The sequence below is a fragment of the Savagea serpentis genome, from assembly GCF_015351395.1.
GTDB lineage: Bacteria > Bacillota > Bacilli > Bacillales_A > Planococcaceae > Savagea > Savagea serpentis.
Window position 1 is genome coordinate 455905 of record NZ_JADKPV010000001.1, and the last position, 20967, is coordinate 476871.

The window sequence follows — 20967 nt, forward strand, 5'->3', positions numbered from 1 at the left end:
TACTTATGCGGTACAATAAGGATTGTAAACTGTATCATATACAGAATAGAATCCTGAATAAGGGAGGGTAATCTGAATGAAAAAGACAAATCCTATCGTTCCTTACCTCATTACATTTAGCATGGGAATCTTATTAATTTTCTTCATGTCTTTAATTGGCGTTGACCAAAAGGCGGACATTGCTAAACAAAACGAGGAAGGCGAAAACGGTGAAGAAGTTTCAACAGACGACTTCGATCCAGCAGAGTTCGCTCAAGGAAAATGTATTTCATGTCACGGTGGAAACTTTGAAGGTGGCGTTGGTCCAGCATTAGCAGGAACATCACTTTCAGCTGACGAAATCGCTGACGTTATTACAAACGGTGCAGACGGTATGCCAGCAGGACTCGTTCCAGCAGCAAACATGGATGAATTCGTTGAGTACATTTTAAGCTTAGGTGCAGACGGTGAACCAGCAGCGACTGAAGAAGACGCAAAGGAAGAGCCAGAAGCAACTGAAGAAGAACCAGCAGAAGAGCCAGCTGAAGAAGAAACAGCTACTGCAGATGCAGGTAAGTATGAAGGTATGACTTCATCATGTATCGGATGTCACGGTGGTAATTTAGAAGGCGGAGTTGGCCCAGCATTAGTTGGAACATCACTCTCAGCTGACGAAATTAAAGACGTTATTAAAAACGGCGCACCAGGTATGCCAGGCGGTATGATCGCTGACGAAGATCTTGATGGATTCGCTGAATACATCTTATCTTTAAAATAAGAACGACAAATGAACCGTTAGTGAACTTTCACTAACGGTTTTTTCACATAAAAGGAGGCTGAAAATCATGGAATTATCGAAACGATTACGATGTGTCGCATCTTACGTACAAGAAGGAGTCAGTATGGCTGATATTGGAAGTGACCACGCTTATTTACCTTGTTATTTAGTAGAGCGTAATCAAATTACACATGCGGTAGCGGGAGAAGTTGTAAAAGGCCCTTTTGAATCGGCGCAACGAACAGTTCGAGAGCGTGGATTTTCAGACAAAATAGAAGTTCGTCTAGCGAACGGCTTACAAGCGATTCATAAAGAAGACAATATCCATACGGTGACGATTGCGGGGATGGGAGGTCCACTGATCGCTCAAATTTTAGAAAGTGGCGAAAAGCATCTTACGACAGTTGAACGTATTATTGCACAGCCGAATATTCACGCTCGCCCGATTCGAGAATGGGCAGTGAACAAACAATGGAAAATTGTGAATGAAGCGATTATGAAAGAAGATGGGAAAATTTATGAAATTGTCGTATTAGAGCGCGGTCGAGCGACGTATGATGAGGATGAATTACAATTCGGCCCGTATTTAATGCGTGAAAAAAATGATGTTTTTATCGAAAAGTGGCAACGCGAAGCAAATGCAAAGCGCAACATTTTACAAGCATTACAAAAAGCACAAAAAACAAAAGACAATGAACGTCGTAGTGAAAAAATAAAACAAGAATTAGCAAATATTGAAGGAGTGATCGCCAAATGAAACAAGTAAACGGTCATCAAATCATTCAATTGTTTGAAACATGGGCACCGAAGCGTTATGCGGAAGATTGGGATCCTGTCGGTTTACAAGTCGGACAATTAAACCGTTCAGTAACGAAAGTGCTCGTTAGTTTAGATGTCGATGAGCGCATTGTTGATGAAGCGATTGCACGGGGAGCTGAGCTCATTATCGCTCATCACCCTTTGCTCTTCCGTCCGTTAAAACGCGTCTGGACCGACACACCGGAAGGACGCATCGTGGAGAAATGTATTAAACATGACATTCAAGTGTACGCGGCGCATACGAATTTAGACGTAGCGGAAGGGGGCGTTAATGATTTAATGGCGGACGCCTTACAATTAGAAAATACGACACCTCTTATGAAAAGTTACGGGGAAGATTTGTATAAGCTCGTTGTCTTCGCACCGCTTGAAAATGCCGAAGCCATTCGTCAAGCGCTCGGTGATGCAGGAGCAGGAGAAATCGGCGAATATACGCATTGCAGTTATGAAATGATAGGGACAGGCCGATTTACGCCTTCGGAACGTGCGAAACCACATATCGGTCGCTCAGGTGAAGCAGAAGAAGTGGAGGAAGTACGCATCGAAGTCATCCTCCCACACTTTTCGAAGTCACGCGTCATGAAAGCATTGCTTCAAGCCCATCCGTATGAAGAACCAGCATTTGATCTCATTCCGCTTGCGCAACAGACGGACGAAAAAGGACTCGGACGAATCGGAACACTCGCTGAACCGATGACATTACGCGGGTTTGCAGAGCATGCGAAGCGAGCGCTCAACGTCCCTGCTGTGCGTGTCGTCGGTGACGTAGAACGCTCTATTAAAAAAGTAGCGGTACTCGGTGGCTCTGGCTCTAAATATATTCATCAGGCGAAACAACAAGGGGCCGACGTCTATGTGACAGGCGATATGGATTTCCATACAGCACAAGCTTGTGAAAAATTACATTTAGCAATCATTGACCCAGGACATCATGCGGAGAAAGTGATGATTGCGGGCGTTGCTGAAAAAATGAAGACATTATGCCAAGAAGCGGGATATGAAGTCGAGTGGTTACAGTCTGAAGTGAATACCGAAACATTCACTTTCCTATAATGCGCTTGAATGAAGAGCAAATGTATCGTATCCTAACGATAGAATGAACTGGAAAATTGTAGCTAGGGTTCCGCTCGTATGAGGTCTGGACCGAGGGCTATCTCTTTCGCCATCATGCGAAAGGCACCTATTGACATAAAAGGTCCGAGGGGAAAGGTTCAGCGTATTTGACATGCGCTGTTTCTTTCTTTTCGGGCTTTTTTTGCGTTCATTCATCATGGAGGAGGAGAAAAATAGGATGAAAATTGATCAAGTGTATCCAGGAGTCGCTGTCGTCATTTTAGACGAGACGAAACAGCAAGTATTATTGCAACAACGCGCAGATGTTAAACAGTGGGGAATTCCGTCAGGCCATGTTGAAATCGGTGAAACGGTCGCACAAGCAGCCATTCGAGAAGTGTGGGAAGAAGCGAATGTAAAAATCTCCATTGAACGACTCGTCGGCGTATATTCAGAACCCGCATCGCAAGTATTTCACTACCCAGATGGCCGAGTCGTTCATTTCATTACGACTTGTTTTTTAGCGAAAATTGTAGAGGGGACGATTCAAGCAGACTGTAAAGAATCGCTTGACATGCGATTTTTCCCAATCGATCAATTGCCGACTGCTCTTTTACCGATGCATCCTCGCTGGCTGCAAGATGCGCTCAGTGAAACGGAACGTGCTTACATTCGATAAACGTGAAGAAAAGATGAAACTTTTGTATTTTTTGTGAAAAGAGTTTATGATGTATATACGGAAGGGGGTATATACATGTTTGTCGTATCAGGTAAAAATTCATTAGTTCGACTGCTCGTCGGTGTACTCGTTTTAGCGAGCGTCATTTTAAGTCAACTTCATCATCCGAATTGGAGTTACTTCACAGGATTTATCGGTTTTATGTTAATTTTTTCATCCGTTACAGGAATTTGTCCGATGGAAATGATGTTGAAAAAAGCAGGTGTTCAAGAGAAGAAAATTTGCGATATGAAAACAAATTCGTAATTCGTTACGCCAATAAATGAACGAAAAAAACGCCCTAGGTTAAAGGAATTTCCTTTCAATCTTGGGCATTTTTATATAATTATGAGTCGTACGGTTCGATACGCTCAACAGGTGTAGGATTTTTAATTTTTGGTAAAATACGACTTAATTCAAGTGTACTTACTGGTTCGTGTGTACTTGCGTCTTCAGGATCGAATTGCTCTAAATATTTAATCACTTCACGAACGATTAACGTAGGGGTAGAAGCGCCTGCTGTTACTGCGACAGTTTCGATGTTTGCCAACCATTCAGGGTTGATTTCAGAAACGTCAGAAACGCGGTATGAATTCGTATGAGCAATCTCGTGTGACACTTGCGTTAAGCGGTTTGAGTTATTGCTTTTTGGATCTCCTACGACGATTAATAAATCAGCTTCGCCTGCTTGTTCTGCCACCGCTTCTTGACGCACTTGTGTCGCGAGACAAATTTCTTGATGCTGTTCGATATGCGGATATTTTTCTTGTAATGCTTGCATAATATGGGCAACATCCCATTGACTCATCGTCGTCTGGTTCGTCACTAACAATTTATCACTTTGCACGGTTAATTTTTCAACGTCTTCCATCGTTTCGACGAGGTGAACACGGTCCGGTGCGACTCCGATTGCGCCTTCTGGTTCCGGATGATACTTTTTCCCGATGTAAATGATTTCGTAGCCTTCTTTTGTTTTCGCTTCAATTAAATCATGTGTGCTCGTGACGTCTGGGCACGTTGCGTCAATGGAAACGAGTCCTTTTTGGCGTGCGAGTTCACGCACTTGTGGAGAAACACCGTGCGCTGTGAAAATGACCGTACCCGTATCGACTTTATTTAAAATATCGAGACGGTCTTTCCCATCTAATGTAATGATGCCTTCTTCTTCAAATGCATCGGTCACATGTTTATTATGAACAATCATACCTAAAATGTAGATTGGACGTGGCAATGATTTATCGAGTGCTGCATTACGTGCGATCACCATCGCATCGACGACACCGTAACAATAGCCTCGTGGTGAAATTTTAATAACTTTCAATCGATTCACTCCTCTAACATAATCGTATTTTCATTATACATGAACCCTTCGCTTCATTCAAAGAACGGATGCTATAAGCTTTTTGCATACATCTTGGGTGAAAGATGTTACAATATGAAAAGATTAAGGAGGCTAGACGATGACAACATTTCAACAGTTTTCATTACAACCATTTTTACAAGAAGCCATTGCACGAATCGGATTCGAAACGCCAACACCGATTCAGGAAGCGATGATTCCACTCATTTTAAAAGGCAAGAGTGCAATCGGCCAAGCGCATACAGGGACGGGGAAATCACATAGCTTTTTAATTCCTCTCGTCGAGCGCATCGATTCAGAAAAATCACACGTTCAAGCTGTCATTGTAGCACCGACTCGTGAATTAGCAGATCAGCTGTACCGAGCATTAGAAGAATTAACAGAAGGAACCGAAATTCGAACGATGCCACTTATTGGCGGCACGGACAAACAGCGTCAAATCGCCAAATTAAAAGTGCAACCCCACATCGTTGTCGGGACACCAGGACGTATTAAAGATGTCGTATTAGAACAAGCACTCTTCGTACATGAAGCACCGATGCTCGTCATAGATGAAGCCGATTTATCGTTTGATATGGGCTTTATCGAAGAAATTGATCAGTTCGCTCAACGCATGCCTGCACATTTAGAGATGTATGTATTTTCAGCAACAATTCCTGAAAAGTTAAAACCGTTTTTAACAAAATATATGGAAAAGCCAGAACATGTGCAAATCGGTCGTGAAAAATCATTGCGCGAAGGGATGCATTATTCATTAGTGCCTGTTCGTAGCGCGAACAAATATAAAAAATTGCTCGATATTATGCAATCGATGAATCCATATTTAGCGATCATTTTCACAAATACACGTGAAGCGGCAGATGAACTCGCAGATCAGTTAGCAGACGATCAAATTAAAGTAGGACGTATTCACGGTGACTTATCCCCTCGTGAACGTAAACGTATGATGAAGCAAGTGCGTGATTTACAGTTCCAATACATTGTCGCAACAGACTTAGCGGCTCGCGGAATCGACATTCCAGGGGTAAGCCATGTCATCAACTATGAAATCCCACAAAATACAGAGTTTTTCATTCACCGTGTCGGTCGTACAGCACGTGCCGGTTTAGAAGGTCATGCAATCACATTGTATGAACCGAAAGATGAAGAACTCGTCAATATTATTGAAGACTTAGGTGTTCCATTCATCCATGAAGAATTAAAAGGGGGAGAATGGAAAGAGTTACCGAAGCGTCATGCGCGTAAAAAGCGTGAACGTCAAGATCGTGATATCGATAAACAAGCGCGTGCTTTCGTGCGCAAACCGAAAAAAGTAAAACCAGGATACAAGAAAAAAATGCGTCAACAAATGGATGATTTTAAACGTAAAGAAAGGAAGAAAACAAATCGTTATGGAAAATAATCTTTTACTCGGCTCTCACGTTTCGATGAGTGGCAAAAAAATGTTACTCGGAGCGAGTGAGGAAGCGGCGAGTTACGGAGCGAACACGTTTATGATTTATACGGGTGCGCCTCAAAATACACGTCGTAAACCGATTGAAGAATTGAATATTGAAGCAGGGCAACAACATATGAAAGAGCACGGGATGGAACAAGTTGTCGTCCATGCCCCTTATATTATTAACGTTGCGAATACGACAAAGATTGAAACGTTTCGACTCGGTGTCGACTTTTTAAAAAGTGAAATTGAACGAACGGCAGCGCTCGGTGTGAAGCAAATTGTTCTGCACCCAGGAGCGCATGTCGGAGCGGGTGTTGATACAGGCATCGCCAGAATTGTCGAAGGATTAAATGAAGTGTTAGAAGATGAGCATGACGTACAAATTGCACTTGAAACGATGGCTGGAAAAGGAACGGAAATCGGCCGTTCTTTCGAAGAACTGGCACGTATTATTGATGGTGTGACGAATAATGAACGTCTCTCCATCACATTCGATACATGTCACGTACATGATGCAGGGTATGATATCGTTCATGATTTAGACGGCGTGTTAACAGAGTTTGATAAAATTATCGGACTCGACCGTCTAAAAGTATTGCACATTAATGACAGTAAAAATGAGCGTGGGGCTGGAAAAGACCGCCATGAAAATATCGGTTTTGGCCATATCGGTTTTGAGCCACTTGCGGAAATTATTCATTTGAAAGAGTTCCGTCACATTCCGAAAATTTTAGAAACGCCGTATGTCGGCGAAGATAAGAAAAACAAAAAAGCGCCGTATGCGATTGAAATTGATATGTTGCTTAATCGAAAATTTGATGCAGCACGAATCGACGCTTTACGTTAAATGGAAGATGTAGCGAGGAATTCCTCGTCACATCTTTTTTGTAGGCAAAGCACTTTACATTTTCATGCATTGCGATATAATAAATCGTAATCATTTCGTTTTGAAAGGATCAGTGAAATGGCGAGAACGTTAATTAATATACGCAATGTATCATACCGATATCATGATGTCGATGTTTTAAAAAATATCGATCTAATGGTAAAGGAAGGAGAATTTTGGGCATTAATCGGTCCAAATGGCTCAGGTAAATCAACGCTCATTAAATTATTACTCGGTTTACTCCCCGTCCAAAAAGGGGAGATTGAATGGTTCGGCGAGCCGATTCAACAGTTGAAAAACCGCGATCAAATTGGATACGTATCCCAAAAATCAAATGCCTTTAACTCGAGTTTCCCAGCGACTGTATTTGAAGTTGTGCGCAGTGGACTCGTCAGTCAAAAAGGTTTATTTTCACGTTTTACAAAAGCGGATGAAGTGAAAGTACATGAAGCGCTTCAACTTGTTCAAATGGACCAATTCGCAGGTCGTTCGATTGGACAATTATCAGGTGGTCAGCAACAACGCGCTTTTATCGCACGTGCACTCGTCAGCAAGCCAAGCATTTTAATTATGGATGAGCCGACTGTCGGAATTGATCAGCAAAATGTGGAGAAGTTTTATGAATTATTGCATCGTTTAAATGAACAACAAGGCATTGCCATATTACTCGTCACACATGAGATTGACCTCGTCACAAGTTTAGCGAGCCATGTCGCTTGTTTAAATCAGACGATGCATTTCCATGGCGGCCAACAGCAATACGAGCAATTGGATGATGAACAATATTCGAAATGGTACGGTCATCCAGTGCGCCGTGTCCATCAAAAGGAGGGTGCCGAATGATCGAAGCATTGCTCAATTATCAGTTTTTACAAAATGCAGTATGGGCAGGTCTCATCATCGGAATCATCGCACCTCTCCTCGGACTCTTTATCGTCGTGAGAAGATTAGCGCTCATTGCAGATGCATTGAGTCATGTGGCATTAGCCGGCATTGCAGGCAGCTTATATTTAAGCCAACAAGTCGCCTTTTTCGCCACACTTAATCCGATTTTTTTAGGAATCGGCACGGCGGTAGGCGGCTCACTTTTAATTGAACGTCTTCGCAAAACGTATAAAGACTTTGAAGAATTAGCGATTCCGATTATATTATCAGCAGGTATTGGATTTGGAGCGATTTTTATTTCGCTTGCGAAAGGTTTCAGCACAGATCTTGTTGGCTATTTATTCGGATCCGTTTCGGCAGTAGGACGTGTTGATTTATATGTCATTATTGGTATTGCGATTGTCGTCATTTTATTTATCGGATTATTTTATAAAGAATTATTCACATTATCATTTGACAGCGAATATGCACTCGTTGCTGGTGTGAAAGGTCGCTATTTGCAACCGTTATTTATGATTATTGTCGCACTCGTGATCGGAGCGTCGATGCGGATTGTCGGAATTTTACTCGTCTCGTCTTTAATGACAATTCCAGTAGCCGCTGCGATTCAACTAGCGAAAAGTTTTAAAGGGGCTCTCGGACTGTCGATTTTATTCGGGGAAATTGCTGTCATCGTCGGATTGATTGCTGCATTTTATTTAGACATCGCACCAGGTGGAACGATTGTCGTTTGTTCGATATTTTTATTAGTTTGTGTACTTTTATGGAAAAAAGTGAACGGAATGATGAGAAGTCGGGAGGGGTATTAAATGAATTTAGAAGAAGCATGGAACATATTGCAAAAAAATTCTTTTAAACGAACGAAGAATCGAGAATTAATTTTGGAGTATTTTATGGCTCATGATCGCTACATTACCGCGTTAGAAGTGCGTAATGAGCTAGTGAAAGACAATCCAGGATTAAGCTATGACACGATTTACCGAAATCTCGCTACATTTGCTGAATTGTCTATTTTAGAAGAAACGGAATTAAATGGAGAACGTCATTTTAGAATGCAATGTGATGTGGAAAGTCATCATCATCATTTTATTTGTACCAATTGTGGAAAGACTGAGCATATTCCATTTTGTCCAATGGAAATGATGGAAGTGACATTACCACACCATCAAATTATAGACCATAAGTTTGAAATATATGGCATGTGTCCGAATTGTTTATAAAAATCATGAGAGAATTTATTTCTCTTGTGATTTTTTATTTATTCAGTGAAAGTCACGATAGCGACAAGCTGAGCTTCTTTTTTAAATGTTTCTAATTCAACAGGATAGAAATCTTCCGTTTCGAGAGGAACTCCTGAACAATTTGTTTCTTTTAAATAAATGATATTTGCTCGAATAGAATGAATGCGATAATAACGTTGATGATAGAAGAAGATAGCTTCAGTCGTGTCATCGAGTAAGTAATCAAGTTGATCTTTTAAATGTTCTACAGAGGCAAGGTCAATTGTATCCATAAGAAGACTCCTTTCTTTCTAAAAAATGGATAGTCATTAAAGACTAATTTTTTAAGGGATATCGTTTATTTTATGGTAGTAAAAGATAATATTCAAGTATTTTAGATTAAGAATATAGAACTATTTAATAAAAAAACATAAAAAAGCCATTTCTACTGAAAATAATTAGTAGAAATGGCTTTTTTAAAAGTTTTTTTGAATCCATTCATTCGCTTCAGACCAATTATGAACTCGAATGACTCCGTCTGGAATCGGTTCTTGATTCCAAGGAGAATCAAACAAAAGAACGGGAATGTCTAAAGCTTCATGAATGTCTACAGCATTATCATGTTTATCTTCAAAAAATGCATCGACTTGTAATCTTTTAGCTTGCTCAATTTTATAATGACTACCGATTAAATGGATATCGTCATATGGGATGAAATGTTGTTCAAACCATCGTTTTGTCGTTTCATATGAATCTGTTCCGCGAGCAGAGACGTAGAGCAATTCAAACTGACTTTGCCATAGCTTCAAGATTTGTTGAGCATTAGAGTGAACGGGAGAAGTAGCGTATACGTCATTCTCTACTGTATGCCACCATTTGGCAAAGGTCTCATGATCAACATTTACTGCTTTCGTTAAATCATATTCACGAATATCCGCAAGTGTCAACTCTAAGCCGAACCCTTTATTTAAATGAGGGAGAAGAGCTCCGGGGCTCGTCACCGTACCATCGATATCGATGCCGAGTCTGGCGCGATAATTAGTCATTTGCTGCTTCCTCTTCTTGACGTTTTTTCTCAAAGTATTCTTCTGCTAATTTATCGATTTCGAGTTTCAATTCATCAACCATCGTTTCTTCAGGAACTTTGCGGACGGTTTTCCCCTTCATGAAGAGTAAACCTTCACCACGAGCTCCAGCGATCCCGATATCCGCTTCGCGCGCTTCACCTGGACCGTTTACCGCACAGCCGAGAACCGCAACTTTGAGTGGTGCTTTAATCGTTGAAATATATTCTTCTACTTCGTTCGCGATTGAAATTAAGTCAATTTCGATACGGCCACATGTCGGACATGAAATTAATGTCGCAGCATTGGATGAAAGGCCGAAGATTTTTAATAGTTCACGAGCGACTTTTACTTCTTGAACGGGGTCCGCCGATAAAGACACACGCATCGTGTTCCCGATACCTGCTGATAACAATGTACCAAGTCCTGCAGCTGATTTAATGGAACCTGCGAACAATGTACCTGACTCTGTAATTCCTAAGTGGAGTGGGTAATCGAATGCGGCTGCCGCTTTTTTATACGCTTCAATGGCGAGTTCTACGTCAGAAGCTTTTAATGATACGATAATATTATGAAAATCGAGATCTTCTAAAATTTTAATATGGTGTAAAGCACTTTCGACCATGCCATCCGCTGTCGGATAGCCGTACTTTTTTAAAATATGCTTTTCGAGAGAACCTGCGTTGACGCCGATACGAATCGGAATGCCTTTTTCTTTTGCAGCATTGACGACTGCTTCTACTTTTTCGCGACGTCCAATATTTCCTGGGTTAATTCGAATTTTATCCGCCCCTTGCTCAATCGCAATTAAGGCTAATTTATAGTCGAAATGAATGTCGACAACGAGTGGAATATTAATTTGTTCTTTAATCGCACCGATAGAAAGCGCAGCACGCTCATCCGGACATGCGACACGAACGATTTGACAGCCTGCTTCTTCGAGGCGTTTAATCTCCGCCACTGTCGCTTCCACATCATGTGTTTTAGTCGTTGTCATGCTTTGAATAAAAAGTTCATTACTTCCTCCTATTGTTAAGTTTCCAACTTTAACAGGGCGTGTATTTGAACGGTGAATCATTTCAGTCATGTTGTTCTCTCCTTCTTTCTTATGTGTCTCTATTTTATCAGTGAATGCCTTCAAAATACAAGGAACATCATCTAGAAACTATCGTTTTGGTAATTTCGGATAGTAGCGCACAATCGCAAACATATATAGAAGATGAACGATGTAAGAAATGACTTTTCCTTCAGTAGGTAAGCTCGGAAAAACTTCAAAGATGAGCTGAATGAATAAAGGAACGGTCATAGCGAATGCCGTCGATTGCCAAATGTGTCGATATTCTCCACGGCGTTTCATAATGCGTAATAACCCGAGGCCGATGAAAGCCATCGCCGATAAACGAATGAAGATGTAGAAGACCGTGATTGTAAATGAAAGCATAAATGAGATAGGATAACGTAAAGCTCCGAGGGTTTCACCATATTCCAATACTTCCTCTGTCGTTTCAAAAACATCGATATCTCCAAATAAAAAGCGTCCAAAAGAAATGAAAGTGAATAAAAAAATGAAGACAAAAACATATTTAAATACCTTTCCAATCGGTAGTAGTCGGAAAGCAGCCATTTTTTTCGGTTCATATAATGAAGCGAAAAAGAGTTGATGCCATTTTAAATTCAAAGAAATCCTCCCCTATGTCAAAAATCGTGATATTGTTAAGTTAGCATATCAAGTATACTAAATGAAGAGGAGAGTCACGCATTGAAAAACTGCAGAAATATCCAAATTTTCGACAGAATCGTGACGGAAAACTTTACTTTTGTAAATACTGTGTAAAAATAAGGCGGTAGATGTTTACAATCCTTTCACATTCATTACATAATTGAAGGTGATATGTTTTTAATTAATTGGAGGTTGAACGTTCAAAATGGAAATCGACTGGCAACATATGCTGTTTCAATTTTTTGGTGGTCTCGGTATTTTCTTATTCGCAATTAAGTACATGGGAGATGGACTACAAAAAGCAGCGGGCGATAGATTGAGGGAAATTCTGGATCGCTTCACAACGAATCCGTTCATGGGAATTCTCGTCGGAATTATCGTCACCGTATTAATACAATCGAGTTCGGGAACGACAGTTATTACAGTCGGTCTCGTTAGCGCAGGGTTTATGACTTTGCGTCAAGCAATTGGTGTCATTATGGGAGCGAATATTGGTACGACAGTCACGGCATTTATTATCGGATTAGACGTCGGTGCTTATGCTTTACCAATTATGGCAGTCGGTTCATTTTTAATATTCTTTTTTAAGAAAGATAAAATTCGTAATTTAGGGGAAGTCGTTTTCGGTTTTGGTGGACTTTTCTTAGGGCTTGAAATGATGAGTGATGGAATGAAGCCATTACGTACACTAGAGTCATTTTCTGAATTTACGCTCTCGATGGGTAAACATCCATTACTCGGCGTAGTAGCGGGTACTATTTTTACATTAATTGTTCAAAGTTCGAGTGCGACTGTTGGGATTTTACAAGGCTTGTATTCCGAACATTTAATCGATCTGAAAGCAGCATTGCCTATTTTGTTCGGAGATAATATTGGAACGACGATCACAGCGATTTTAGCGGCGCTTGGAGCATCTGTCGCAGCGCGTCGTGCAGCGGCAACACACGTATTATTCAATATTTTTGGAACGATTATTTTCTTAGTATTACTAACACCATTTACAATATATGTAGAATGGTTATCTGGCTTGCTCAATTTAGAAGAAAAAATGCAAATTGCCTTCGCTCACGGCTCGTTTAATATTGCGAATACGATGATTCAATTCCCGCTCATCGGTGTTTGGGCATATGTTGTGACGAAGTTAATTCCAGGGAAAGATGTGACGATTGAATATCGTCCGAAACATTTGGACCCTCATTTCATTCAACAGTCACCTTCTGTAGCAATCGGACAGGCAAAAGAAGAGTTGATTCGCACAGGAAATTACGCCGTACAAGGTTTAGAAGAGACATATAAATACGTTAAAACAGGCGATAAACAACATGCGGAAACAGCGAATCAAATCGAAGCGGCCATCAACAACTTAGACCGAGAAATCACAAAATATCTCGTTGATATTTCATCTGTTAATATTTCGGCACTTGAATCAAGTCGACATGCGTTATTAATGGATAGTATTCGAGATATTGAACGAATTGGAGACCACTTTGAAAACATCGTTGAATTGACCGATTTACGCGAGACGAATAAAGTCGTTTTGACAGACGATGCGATGGAAGACTTAGACAATATGTTTACATTGACGATCGAAACAGTCGAAAAAGCGATTCAGGCACTCAATACAAATGATGTCGAATTAGCGAAGAAAGTTGCAGAGCAGGAAGACTTAATTGATAAGATGGAACGAAAATATCGTAAAAATCATATCATTCGTACGAATGAAGGCTCGTGTTCGGTACAATCCGGTATGATTTTTGTCGACATCGTTTCGAATTTAGAACGAATTGGAGACCACGCTGTAAACATTGCGGATGCGGTGCTCGGAAAGCGCGGATAGTATTCAATCTGAAACTCTTTTTTAAAGGGTTTCAGATTTTTTTATTCGGGAAGAGAAGAGTGTAGGAAACATTCGATTAATGAGCCTTTTCATTGAAGAATGTTCACAAATTTGATACAGTTTAACTGTAGGAAAAATTTATAACAACTATCAAGGAGGAATACACAATGGCTTACAAATTACCAGAATTGCCATACGCATACGATGCATTAGAACCACACATCGATGCACGTACGATGGAAATCCACCATACAAAACACCACAACACTTACGTGACAAACGTTAACGCAGCGTTAGAAGGTCACGAAGATCTCGCATCTAAATCAGTGGAAGAATTAATTTCAAATATGGATGCTATTCCAGAAGATATTCGTACAGCAGTACGTAATAACGGTGGTGGTCACGCAAACCACTCATTATTCTGGGAAATCCTTTCACCAAATGGTGGCGGACAACCAACAGGTGCTCTCGCTGACGAAATCAACGAAAAATGGGGTAGCTTCGATGCATTCAAAGAAGAATTCGGAAAAGCTGCAACGACTCGTTTCGGTTCAGGTTGGGCATGGTTAGTATTGGATAATGGTAAACTCGACATCATGAGTACACCAAACCAAGACTCACCACTTATGGAAGGTAAAACACCGATTCTCGGACTTGATGTTTGGGAGCACGCGTATTACCTCAACTACCAAAACCGTCGTCCAGACTACATCGGAGCATTCTGGAATGTAGTAAACTGGGATGAAGTTGCAAAACGTTACGGCAAATAATTTAAAATGAAACTTTAGCACATAACTAGACGTCTAGTTATGTGCTTTCTTTATGTTTTCATATATAATAGACTAGTATGACGAAAAAGGAGGATACTTTGTGGAAAACCAACAACCGAATCAAGGAAAACAACTAAAGAAAAAACAACGTAAGCAAGTCGTCTTCCGTGTGAATTTTTTATTTTTCACAGTCTTCTTACTTTTTTCGACACTCATTTTACGTTTAGGTTATTTGCAAATTGTGAAAGGTGAAGAGTTCGTCGCAGAATTAGCACGTGTTGACGAGATTACAATTAATACGACAATGCCGAGAGGTCGAATTTATGACCGGATTGGCCATGTCCTCGTCGATAATGAGCCACAAAATGCGATTACATATACGAAGACGACCCAGACGAAAGCCCGTGCAAATTATGATAAAGAAGGCAACCAAACGTCTGAAGATGGCATGCTGGAAATTGCCGAGAAACTCGCTTCATATATTGAAAAGGATGATCGTCGAGTCACTGTCGCAGATAAGCGAGACTTTTGGATTTTACTGAATCCAGAACTCGCAGCAGAAAAAGTACCAAAAGAAGAGCGTAAAGAAATTTCGAGCGATAAAAAGAAAACGAGTAAGCAAATTGATCGCGAAATTAACCAATTAACACGTGAACGCATTACCGAAGAGGAACTCGATTCTCTAACACCAGAAGAGTTGAAAGTGCTTGCGATTTATCGCGAAATGATGGCTGGATATGCGTATTCTCCGTCCATCGTTAAAAGTGAAGAAGTCACAGAGCGAGAATTCGCTGTCGTTTCTGAGCACCTCAGCGATTTGCCTGGAGTGAATACGACGACGGACTGGACGCGCGTTAAATTGTCGAAAAGCGCGATTTTAGGCTCTACGACAAGTCCAATTGAAGGAATTCCGAAATCTCATTTAGATTATTATTTATCACGTGGTTACTCTCGAAATGACCGCGTTGGTCGGAGTTATTTAGAACAACAATACGAAGATTTATTATCGGGTCAAAAAGCGGTTCATAAAAACATTAAAAATCGTGCTGGAAAAGTAATCGGGACAGAAGTTGTTTATGAAGGAGAGCCAGGGAAAGACCTCGTCTTATCCGTTGACCGTGAATTAGAACTTGAATTAGAACAAATGCTTGAAAAAACATTGCGTGATTTGAAACAAAGTTCTACTGCTTCAAAATTAGATCAAGGTTTTATCGTGATGATGAATCCGAATAACGGAGAAGTTTTAGCACTCGTCGGAAAACAAATTGTCCGCAATGAAGAAACAGGGAAGTGGGACATTTTAGACTATGCCTATGGAACATTCACCGCTGCCTATGAAGCAGGTTCTACGGTGAAGTTAGCGACGATGCTGACCGGTTATAATGAAGGTGTCGTGCGCTTAGGCGAGCGTAAAATTGACGAGCCTTTGCGCGTCGGCGGCATTTGGAAACGTTCTTTATTCAACCGTTTCGGTCGTGTATCAATTGATGATGTTACGGCGCTTGGCCGTTCATCCAACGTTTATATGTTTAGAATTGCTTTATCGCTTGGACAATATGTACCGGGACGTGCTTCATCAATTGATACGACCGCCTATGATAAATTCCGTGATAATTTCGCATCCTTCGGGCTAGGCGTTCGAACCGGAATCGATTTACCAGGAGAAGTCGAAGGGGTAAAAGGTCCAGAGTTAACAGTCGGGAAACTGATGGACTTTTCCATCGGACAATATGACACGTATACGACTTTACAAATGGCGCAATATGTTTCGACGATTGCAAATGGTGGTTATCGCATCGCTCCACGTGTCGTGAAAGAAATACGCGAACCATCTGTAGATGGGATTCAATTCGGCCCTCTTCTACAAGAAACACCAATTAATGTGTTGAATCGTATTGGAAATACAGATGCAGAAATTGAGCAAGTAAAAAAAGGGATGAACTATGTTTATTATGGTGCAAATGGTACGGCAGCGCGTTTAATGGAAGGCGCACCATATACAGCAGCAGGGAAAACAGGTACAGCGGAGACGTTTAAAGACGGGCGCAGTACAATTAGTTTATCTCACGTCGGTTATGCACCGGCAGACAATCCAGAAGTGGCTTATGCGGTCGTCATTCCACACGTAACGACACAATATACATTCCAAACGTCTGCAACGACAAATAATCTCGTCCGCAGCGCTTTAGATAGTTATTTCGCGATTAAAGAACGTCGGGCAACGGAAGAGCAAACGTCAGAAGTAGAACGCTTAATTTTACCACCGATCGAACAATTAGAAGAAAAAAATTAAAATAGAAAACGCATGAAATCAAAGGTTTAATTTTTGATTTCATGCGTTTTTTGAGGTTTTATTATGCTATTTCACTTGTTGCGTTATAATTTTTGCGATTGCTTCGTAGTCCATCGTAGGGTCAATCTCATATGTACCGAGCTGAATTTTAGAGGCATAGCCTTTTTCTTTTAAGAAATCATTAAATTTTTGAGCGTCATCAATAATGTTCGCCTCTGCTAAACTGACTGCGACATCAGGTGAACGGACACCATCTTCAATCGTAATGACAATTTTTGTCGTCGCTTTTTTCGGCTCTTCTTCAACGGGTTGTTCCGTCTCTGCCTTTACTTGTTGCAGTGTTTCGAATTCTTTTTGTAGTGCAGAGAGTTCTTTTTTACTGTCGTCTAATTCTTTTTCGAGTGCTTTTAACTCTTTTGTCACTTTTGTCTGTTCTTTCGGTGTCTCTTTAGAAGGAGCGAATGTTAAAGTAGCACCGATTGTAAATAAAATGATTCCGATGGTTAGTAAGAGTTGGCGAATCATGCTTGAACCCCTTTCGAACGTAGAACCTCGACTACTTTCGTTTCTGAAAGAGAAGAGCGCTTGGCGATCTCTTGCAAGCTATAACCTTGTTGATGAAGTGCTAAAATTTGGCTAACGATAATAGCATGTACTGGTTCTTCAACGATTTTCTTCGTTACTTTCGGTTTATGTTTGCGCTTAGGCATGAGTGGTTGAGGGATGAGCAATTCATCTTCGATTACACGCATTCTTTTTTGCAAGTCGTTCATTTGCTCATGCATAGCAATCGAGACATTTTCGATTTTTAAATCGAGATTGGCAGATTTCGGTTTGATGAACAATGAAGCGATTATGCAACTGATACCAGCCACCATTAAAATGATTTCAAGCGTCATGAATAATCTCCTTTCAAAGCATGTTGTATAGCTATTTTAGCATAGGCAGAAGGAGAAAGAAATTCAAACTCGGAACTAGACAAATAGATAAAATATGTTATAATTTATGAGTCGTATAAATGAAGCTCACAAATGAAATTTGAAATAATATATGAGTGGGAGGGACTAAACATGCGCGTAAACGTAACTCTAGCTTGCACAGAATGTGGAGAGCGTAATTACATTACTAAGAAAAACAAACGTAACAACCCTGAGCGTATCGAAATGAAAAAATATTGCTCACGCGATAACAAATCTACTTTACATCGTGAAACGAAATAATTGTTTAGACCAAAACCGGCTCATGGTTTTGGTTTTTTCATTCTGATAAGGAGTTTTACATGATGAAATCTCAAATGCGTCAAGCGATGTTGCAGCAATTGCATCAGATGACAGAAGAACAATATAGAAATCGCAGTGCGAAAATCGTAAAGCGTCTCTTCCGATTACCTTCGATTGAGGAAGCAGAAGTGGTCGCTGTGACAATTTCTCGTTACCCGGAAGTGGATACGTATGCACTGATCGAAACATTATGGGAGATGGGAAAAACGGTTGTCGTCCCGAGGTGTCTTCCGAAAACGAAAGAGATGGACTTTCGAAAAATTACGTCATTTACCCAATTAGAAATAGCATATGCTGAATTGCTTGAGCCGATTGTTCATGAAACGACTTCTTTTGAAAAGAGCGAGATCGATCTTGTGATCGTTCCAGGAGTAGTATTCGATGTGAGAGGATATCGCATAGGTTTTGGTGGAGGATATTACGACCGTTATTTAGCAAACTGTTCTATTCCGACAATCGCTCTTGCCTTTTCAGAACAAGTTGTCGTACAAGTGCCGACGAATCAGTATGATATTTCAGTAGATTACATTGTCACTGACTTCAACATAGTGGAGGTTGTAAAATGATGTATATAAAACATGAATTAAATGAGATGTATGATGTGCAACAATTGCTTAAGCAATTTAATATTTTTGTTTATTTTGGCGATCAAGAAGCGGATTGTATTTTAATGCAGAGTGAACTCAAGGACTTATTTGATAGTGGAATGTTAGAGCGTGAAGACTATATCCGGGCAGCAGCGATTGTGCGTCAGCGTTTAAACTTGATAAAACAGGAGAAGTAGACGTAAAATATGTAAAGAGAGTGAAACTTATTGTAGTTTCATCCGTCTATTTATTAAGCGTCTGTAAATTAGACGACGCTTATATAAAATCTGAAATGAAAGGGAGAGTGGAATGAAGCAATCAAATTGGAAAAAACATTCCGTGCTCATCATCGCAATCATTGCGACGTGGCTCACGACTTATTTCAGTTATTTAATGAGTTTTAACTTGAAAATTGACAATGTCGTTCAGCAGTTTATTTTATTTTTAAATCCGCTCAGTTTTTTATTGTTTGTTTACGGAGTTGCTTTATTTATTAAAACACCGAAACGACGTAATGTGTATATTTTGTCTGTCAGTGTGATCACGTCGATTATCATGTTTGCGAACGCGGTATTTTATCGTTTCTTTAGCGATTTTATTACGTTGCCTTTATTGTTCCAGACGAGTAACTTTAAAGACTTATCAGGTTCAGCATTTGCGAATATGAACTTCACTGATTTGTTTTTCTTTACAGATGTCGTCATTATTTATATTGCGATGAAATGGTTACCAACAGTCTCAGAACAACAAGTGACAAAACGTCAACATACGTTAGGGCGCAAATTGTATTTCGTCGTTAGTGCGACGATTTTAATGTTTAACTTAGGACTTGCAGAAGCGGAACGTCCGCAGTTGTTAAGCCGCAGTTTTGACCGTGAATTACTCGTCAAAAATATCGGAGCTTACAATTATCATTTATATGATGTGTTTTTACAATCGAAATCTCATGCGCAACGTGTTTTAGCAGACGGTAGTGAACTCGTCGAGATTCAAAACTATGCGAATGCGAAGTATGCGGAGCCAAATGAAGAAATGTTTGGACTTGCAAAAGACCGTAATGTCATTTTAATTACACTTGAATCATTGCAAACATTTGTGATGAACAATACGATGGACGGACATGTGATTACACCGTTTCTCAATGAACTTTCGCAAGATAAGGATACGATCTATTTTCCGAATTTTTATCATCAAACAGGACTTGGGAAAACGTCGGATTCTGAATTTATCGTTGAAAACTCGCTTTATCCACGAAATGGTAGTGCCGTATTTTTCACACATAGCGGAAATAAATACCAATCACTTTCGAGTCGTTTAGGAGAAAACGGTTATGCAACGAGTGTTATGCACGCAAATAACCGAAGTTTCTGGAACCGCGACATTATGTACCGAGCGTTAGATATCGATCAATTTTACGATGTTGCGAGCTATGACATTGGAGAAAATGATGCGGTAAACTGGGGAATGAAAGATATTCCATTCCTTGAGCAATCTGCTGAAATGATGCAACATTTCCAGCAGCCATTTGCAACGCGCATGATTTTATTAACGAATCACCATCCATTTACTTTGGATGAAGAAGATATGTACATTCCGAAATATACGTCCAATTCTCGTACCTTGAATAACTATTTCCAAACGGTGCGCTATATGGATGAAGCCGTAAAGTTATTCTTTGAAGACTTGAAGGAAAAAGGATTGTACGATAACTCCATCATCGTCATGTATGGGGACCATTACGGAATTTCTGAAAACCATAATAAGGCGATGGGCATGTATTTAGATAAAGAAATTACGCCGTATGACAATGCGATGTTACAAAAAGTTCCGCTTTTCATTCACATTCCTGGATCTAATAAAGGAGAAGTGCGTGAACAATTAGGTGGACAATTAGATATTCGCCCAACCTTGTTGCATCTTCTTGGCATTGAATCGCGTGGAGATATTCAATTCGGTCAAGATTTATTCTCAGAAGACTATGACCCGTTCGTCATTTTCCGAGATGGCCGTTTTGTAACACCAGAGTATGTCTATGCACATGAAATATGCTACGATACTGAAACGGGAGAAGAAGTAGATATCGCAAATTGCGAAACGTCATTTGACCGTGTTTCTGAAGAGTTGGATTACTCAGAGCGTCTAATCAATGGTGACTTATTACGTTTTAAAACGGACCAATCCAATGGAGAAAACGGACCAACTTTGCAAGATGGAAAACCAAATCCAGAGATTCGTTCATTGCCACAATAAATAGAAAGAAGAGGGTGATGCATTATG

Annotated in this window: 24 protein-coding genes; 17 read left to right on the top strand and 7 right to left on the bottom strand. The window is 40.3% G+C overall.

The features are described 5' to 3' along the window. The first annotated feature begins 76 nt into the window (after positions 1-76). The 5 genes from cccA to IRY55_RS02335 all read left to right on the top strand — a co-directional run bounded on the left by cccA (position 77) and on the right by IRY55_RS02335 (position 3614). Positions 77-757: a cytochrome c550 gene (gene cccA, locus IRY55_RS13570; protein ID WP_194561637.1), complete on the top strand. Its 681-nt coding sequence runs from the start codon at positions 77-79 to the stop codon at positions 755-757. A 67-nt stretch (positions 758-824) separates the two neighbouring features. Beyond that, positions 825-1514 (top strand): tRNA (adenine(22)-N(1))-methyltransferase, encoded by a 690-nt coding sequence (locus IRY55_RS02320; RefSeq protein WP_328799602.1) that lies wholly within the window; start codon positions 825-827, stop codon positions 1512-1514. Then, the gene (locus IRY55_RS02325) at positions 1511-2629 is read left to right on the top strand and encodes a Nif3-like dinuclear metal center hexameric protein (protein WP_194561638.1); all 1119 of its coding nucleotides are present in this window, start codon (positions 1511-1513) and stop codon (positions 2627-2629) included. The genes IRY55_RS02320 and IRY55_RS02325 overlap by 4 nt, the downstream gene beginning before the upstream one ends. Before the next feature lie 238 nt (positions 2630-2867). Then, positions 2868-3308 carry an NUDIX domain-containing protein gene (locus IRY55_RS02330; RefSeq protein ID WP_194561639.1) on the top strand — a complete coding sequence of 147 codons (441 nt, stop codon included), beginning with the start codon at positions 2868-2870 and terminating at the stop codon, positions 3306-3308. A gap of 75 nt (positions 3309-3383) precedes the next feature. After that, positions 3384-3614, top strand: coding sequence for a YgaP family membrane protein (locus IRY55_RS02335; RefSeq protein ID WP_194561640.1), 231 nt, complete (start codon positions 3384-3386; stop codon positions 3612-3614). A 79-nt stretch (positions 3615-3693) separates the two neighbouring features. Here the strand turns inward: IRY55_RS02335 and IRY55_RS02340 are convergent, their stop codons facing one another. Continuing rightward, entirely contained in the window at positions 3694-4668 is a 975-nt protein-coding gene (locus tag IRY55_RS02340) for a 4-hydroxy-3-methylbut-2-enyl diphosphate reductase (RefSeq protein WP_194561641.1), read from the bottom strand. Positions 4669-4807: 139 nt separating this feature from the next. Between IRY55_RS02340 and IRY55_RS02345 the strand changes: the two genes are divergently transcribed. From IRY55_RS02345 to IRY55_RS02365, 5 genes are all read left to right on the top strand, one after another. Next, positions 4808-6109 (top strand): DEAD/DEAH box helicase, encoded by a 1302-nt coding sequence (locus tag IRY55_RS02345; RefSeq protein ID WP_194561642.1) that lies wholly within the window; start codon positions 4808-4810, stop codon positions 6107-6109. After that, complete coding sequence (locus tag IRY55_RS02350) at positions 6099-6995, top strand: deoxyribonuclease IV (protein WP_194561643.1); 897 nt, start codon at positions 6099-6101, stop codon at positions 6993-6995. The genes IRY55_RS02345 and IRY55_RS02350 overlap by 11 nt, the downstream gene beginning before the upstream one ends. A 117-nt stretch (positions 6996-7112) precedes the next feature. Then, entirely contained in the window at positions 7113-7877 is a 765-nt protein-coding gene (locus tag IRY55_RS02355; protein ID WP_194561644.1) for a metal ABC transporter ATP-binding protein, read from the top strand. After that, a complete protein-coding gene (locus IRY55_RS02360) occupies positions 7874-8728 on the top strand; it encodes a metal ABC transporter permease (protein WP_194561645.1) in 855 nt (284 codons plus the stop codon). The genes IRY55_RS02355 and IRY55_RS02360 overlap by 4 nt, the downstream gene beginning before the upstream one ends. Beyond that, on the top strand, positions 8729-9139 hold the full coding sequence (locus IRY55_RS02365) for a Fur family transcriptional regulator (RefSeq protein ID WP_194561646.1): 411 nt from the start codon (positions 8729-8731) through the stop codon (positions 9137-9139). It begins immediately after the preceding gene. Positions 9140-9177: 38 nt separating this feature from the next. Here IRY55_RS02365 and IRY55_RS02370 read toward each other — a convergent pair whose 3' ends face one another. The 4 genes from IRY55_RS02370 to IRY55_RS02385 form a co-directional block, all read right to left on the bottom strand. Next, complete coding sequence (locus IRY55_RS02370) at positions 9178-9432, bottom strand: hypothetical protein (protein WP_194561647.1); 255 nt, start codon at positions 9430-9432, stop codon at positions 9178-9180. A gap of 183 nt (positions 9433-9615) precedes the next feature. Beyond that, complete coding sequence (locus tag IRY55_RS02375; RefSeq protein WP_194561648.1) at positions 9616-10185, bottom strand: 5' nucleotidase, NT5C type; 570 nt, start codon at positions 10183-10185, stop codon at positions 9616-9618. Continuing rightward, positions 10178-11290 carry a flavodoxin-dependent (E)-4-hydroxy-3-methylbut-2-enyl-diphosphate synthase gene (gene ispG, locus IRY55_RS02380; RefSeq protein ID WP_268920765.1) on the bottom strand — a complete coding sequence of 371 codons (1113 nt, stop codon included), beginning with the start codon at positions 11288-11290 and terminating at the stop codon, positions 10178-10180. Before ispG ends, IRY55_RS02375 begins: the two co-directional genes overlap by 8 nt. Positions 11291-11368: 78 nt before the next feature. Next, on the bottom strand, positions 11369-11881 hold the full coding sequence (locus IRY55_RS02385) for a DUF1189 family protein (RefSeq protein ID WP_194561649.1): 513 nt from the start codon (positions 11879-11881) through the stop codon (positions 11369-11371). A 247-nt stretch (positions 11882-12128) separates the two neighbouring features. Here IRY55_RS02385 and IRY55_RS02390 point away from each other — a divergent pair, with 247 nt between their 5' ends. The 3 genes from IRY55_RS02390 (at position 12129) to IRY55_RS02400 (ending at position 16823) form a co-directional block, all read left to right on the top strand. Then, positions 12129-13760 carry a Na/Pi cotransporter family protein gene (locus IRY55_RS02390; protein ID WP_194561650.1) on the top strand — a complete coding sequence of 544 codons (1632 nt, stop codon included), beginning with the start codon at positions 12129-12131 and terminating at the stop codon, positions 13758-13760. Positions 13761-13927: 167 nt separating this feature from the next. Beyond that, the gene (locus IRY55_RS02395; RefSeq protein WP_194561651.1) at positions 13928-14530 is read left to right on the top strand and encodes a superoxide dismutase; all 603 of its coding nucleotides are present in this window, start codon (positions 13928-13930) and stop codon (positions 14528-14530) included. Positions 14531-14630: 100 nt separating this feature from the next. Continuing rightward, positions 14631-16823 (top strand): peptidoglycan D,D-transpeptidase FtsI family protein, encoded by a 2193-nt coding sequence (locus tag IRY55_RS02400; protein ID WP_194561652.1) that lies wholly within the window; start codon positions 14631-14633, stop codon positions 16821-16823. Between the two features lie 66 nt (positions 16824-16889). Here IRY55_RS02400 and IRY55_RS02405 read toward each other — a convergent pair whose 3' ends face one another. Continuing rightward, on the bottom strand, positions 16890-17348 hold the full coding sequence (locus tag IRY55_RS02405) for an endolytic transglycosylase MltG (protein WP_194561653.1): 459 nt from the start codon (positions 17346-17348) through the stop codon (positions 16890-16892). Then, positions 17345-17722: a hypothetical protein gene (locus IRY55_RS02410; protein ID WP_194561654.1), complete on the bottom strand. Its 378-nt coding sequence runs from the start codon at positions 17720-17722 to the stop codon at positions 17345-17347. Before IRY55_RS02410 ends, IRY55_RS02405 begins: the two co-directional genes overlap by 4 nt. A 171-nt stretch (positions 17723-17893) precedes the next feature. On the opposite strand from IRY55_RS02410, the gene rpmG reads away from it, so the two are divergent. From rpmG to IRY55_RS02430, 4 genes are all read left to right on the top strand, one after another. Beyond that, positions 17894-18043, top strand: coding sequence for a 50S ribosomal protein L33 (gene rpmG, locus IRY55_RS02415; protein WP_194561655.1), 150 nt, complete (start codon positions 17894-17896; stop codon positions 18041-18043). 59 nt (positions 18044-18102) lie between these two features. Then, positions 18103-18669: a 5-formyltetrahydrofolate cyclo-ligase gene (locus IRY55_RS02420; protein WP_194561656.1), complete on the top strand. Its 567-nt coding sequence runs from the start codon at positions 18103-18105 to the stop codon at positions 18667-18669. Continuing rightward, positions 18666-18887, top strand: coding sequence for a YqgQ family protein (locus IRY55_RS02425; RefSeq protein WP_235961001.1), 222 nt, complete (start codon positions 18666-18668; stop codon positions 18885-18887). The genes IRY55_RS02420 and IRY55_RS02425 overlap by 4 nt, the downstream gene beginning before the upstream one ends. Before the next feature lie 112 nt (positions 18888-18999). After that, positions 19000-20940 carry an LTA synthase family protein gene (locus tag IRY55_RS02430; RefSeq protein ID WP_194561657.1) on the top strand — a complete coding sequence of 647 codons (1941 nt, stop codon included), beginning with the start codon at positions 19000-19002 and terminating at the stop codon, positions 20938-20940. Positions 20941-20967: the final 27 nt, after the last annotated feature.